At 47.7% G+C, this 2759-nt stretch carries 3 protein-coding genes; all 3 read right to left on the reverse strand.

Going from position 1 to position 2759, the window contains the following annotated elements; genetic code table 11:
- Positions 1–120 precede the first annotated feature (120 nt).
- Positions 121–1785: an IS66 family transposase gene (gene tnpC / locus AC37HE_RS10310; RefSeq protein WP_500782755.1), complete on the reverse strand. Its 1665-nt coding sequence runs from the start codon at positions 1783–1785 to the stop codon at positions 121–123.
- Between the two features lie 78 nt (positions 1786–1863).
- A complete protein-coding gene (gene tnpB, locus AC37HE_RS10315) occupies positions 1864–2220 on the reverse strand; it encodes an IS66 family insertion sequence element accessory protein TnpB (RefSeq protein WP_500782756.1) in 357 nt (118 codons plus the stop codon).
- Position 2221: 1 nt separating this feature from the next.
- Entirely contained in the window at positions 2222–2572 is a 351-nt protein-coding gene (gene tnpA, locus AC37HE_RS10320) for an IS66 family insertion sequence element accessory protein TnpA (RefSeq protein ID WP_500782757.1), read from the reverse strand.
- Between the last annotated feature and the right edge of the window lie 187 nt (positions 2573–2759).

Here is a 2759-nt window from a genome sequence, read left to right on the forward strand (position 1 = left end):
ATGCAGTCGGTCTTCTTCGGTCAATGAAAAGCCTACATATAAACTATCTTTGCGGGAACAAGCTTTAAAGTAAGCATTCGCTAAACCCCGTCTTGTTTTTATAGACCGGGTAGTTTTCTTTCAAAGTTTCTCTAAAATGTTCGGAGAACTTTGAGAGATTTCGGAGTGACTTTGGTTTACTGGTTTGAAGTTGTGCGGTAGCAGTTCAGCCAAGTCTTTACTGTAATCAAGGTCATAGCGGTGAACATTTTCCAGGAAGAAAACCATCCAGTCTCGGAAGTTTACCCCGGCGGCTTTACAGCAGCCCATCATGGAATAGATAACAGCCGCATTTTCAGCAGCACTGTCGTTACCACAGAACAGCCAGTTCTTCCGTCCCAGTGCAATGGGCCGGATGGCGTTTTCGGTCAGGTTGTTGTCCATTTTCAATCTTCCGTCCAAGTGATAGCGGGTTAATTTGTGATAAATCCCGTAGGTATAACTGATGGCTTTTCCAATCCGTCCTTTGGGTAAGACCTTGGAATGTTCGCGAACCATCCATTTTTCGAAAGCCACCATAATAGGATAAGCCAACCTGGAACGCAGCTCTGCCCGCTGCTCATCCGACAGGCCTTCCTGGTCGGCTTGTCGTTCCACATCGTAAAGCAAACCGATTTGCTCCAGGGCGTACGATGCCCGGGCTTTGTCTTCTTTTAAAGCTTCGTCAAATTTACGGCGTGCGTGTGCCCAGCAACCAATGGGCAAAACGCCCTTTTTGCTTTCGTACATGTCGTAAACCGAGTAACCATCAGTTTGGATGACTCCCTGGTAATCTTTGAACAAACCGAGTGCTACTTTCCCGGCCCGGGAGCCGTGGTCGTAGTGGAAGAAAACCAGGTTTTCCATCACTGCCCGGACTGTCCAGAGATAGCCTTTTACGGTTTGGTGTTTCTCGTTATGGATAATAGGAATAGTTGTTTCGTCGCTTTGAATGTAGTCGGAGGCCAGCACCAGTTCTTTGAGCCGGTACCAGGCAGGCCGCATCAGGTCGGCTACCTGGGCAAACCAATCGTTTATGGTCGCCGGAGCAATGGAGATGCCCTGCTGCTTGAACATTTGGATTTGCCGGTAAAACGGCAGGTGATTCACATATTTGTCGATGATAATATCGGCCAAAACGCTTGCCCCGGCATAGCTTTTTGCAATAGGAAGAGTTGGCATAGGCGCGGTAATCACCGGCTTTTCAGCCTCCTCGCTTTTATCCTTCAGTACATATTTATGACGGATAATCCGGCGCACATACCAACGGGCCGGGTCGCGTTCCAACACCTCGGTAACTTCGGGAGCCAGCTCAGCATAGTCGGTCAGGTCAATTTCTTCGGGATAGATGTGGATTTCCTCACGAGGTAAGCTTTCCGGGAGCGGCTTGCGCACCGGGTGTTTCTTCTCACTGACCTTCACCCGCACTGTTTTGTAGCTTTCAATCTCAGTTTGGGCAGCCTCGGCCTGTGCTTTTTCCTCGGGCAATAAATCAAGACCATCAAAATCGAGTTTGCGCTGCTGCGGATCTTCGGAAATGTATTTTTCGCTCGATTTGCCCCAAATACGACGCTGAAGCATCTCAACCTGCTGTTTTAGCTTACTGATCTGTTCTGCCTGATCATTTAGCTTCTTGTCGTAAGCGGCTTTCTCTGTTTCGAAGCCTTCCAACTCCGAAATCCGGCTTTTCAACCGGGCGGTTTCGCGGTAAAGCTCGTCGCGGTGTTCCAGCAGTTGCTGCACAAAATCGTGGTCTTCCTCAGTCATTCCCCTCGCTGTTTTTGATGTCCCGAAGATACTCAAAACCAGGCAAATAATCACAGAATCAGCTGGGTGTAAACCCGTTTATTTTGAAGGTTTTATCCACTTATGTTTGTTCATATCCTCAGTCCCGGAAGCACCTCTGACCATGGTCATTAAATCATGCCAACTGGCGCGAAAAGTATTGGTTTGTTCATCAAAAACAGGGAGTTTGAAGCGGCCCGATTCGAGCTTCATGTGATAAATAACCAATCCGCCGCATTCCATGTGCAGGATTTTCATACTCGTGCAGTTGCGATTAATAAAAATGAAAACATCGCCGTCCTGCACATTGCGCCCCATCTGGTTGGTCACCATACCGCTGAGGGTGTAGAAACTGCGGCGCATATCGGTAGGATGGGAATACAGGTAGTAGTTCATCGACGTGGTCAGGCTGAACATACTACTGGCCGGTTAACTGAAGCAACGAACGCAGGATATCGGCATCGGTCATTCCGCTCAACTTCACAGAAATGCCATTGGGATAGCTGATCTCACAACAGAGTTCACCGCTGCTGTCGGGTTGTTGATGTCGTTTGCTTCCGCAGGAAAAGGGAACAGCAGAAGTTTGCTGCCTGGGATTGAAAACAACCGGGACGAATCCTCGTTTGGGTGGCAGCTGGTCTTTTAGTTTGTGTTGCCAGTAATAAAACTTAGCCTCATTCATTTGCTGGTTGGCACAATAATCCCGGACAGTCAGCCCCGAATCCAGGTATTCATTATACATTGTCAGGAACTTTTGAGCGTTTAGCATCTCTCTTTCATTTTTGGTTCAGAGCAAACTTAATGACTCATGGTTTCGGGAAATAGACGGGGTTGGGCGAATGCTTACAGTTGTGTTTGTGTTTTGGGAGTGATATTGTGAATATCCTCCTTAATAGATCCAATATTTAGCATAGAGCCTACACCAATTAAACTAAGTGGGATAACCTGCCTTGACA

The organism is Mangrovibacterium sp. (genome assembly GCF_059905295.1).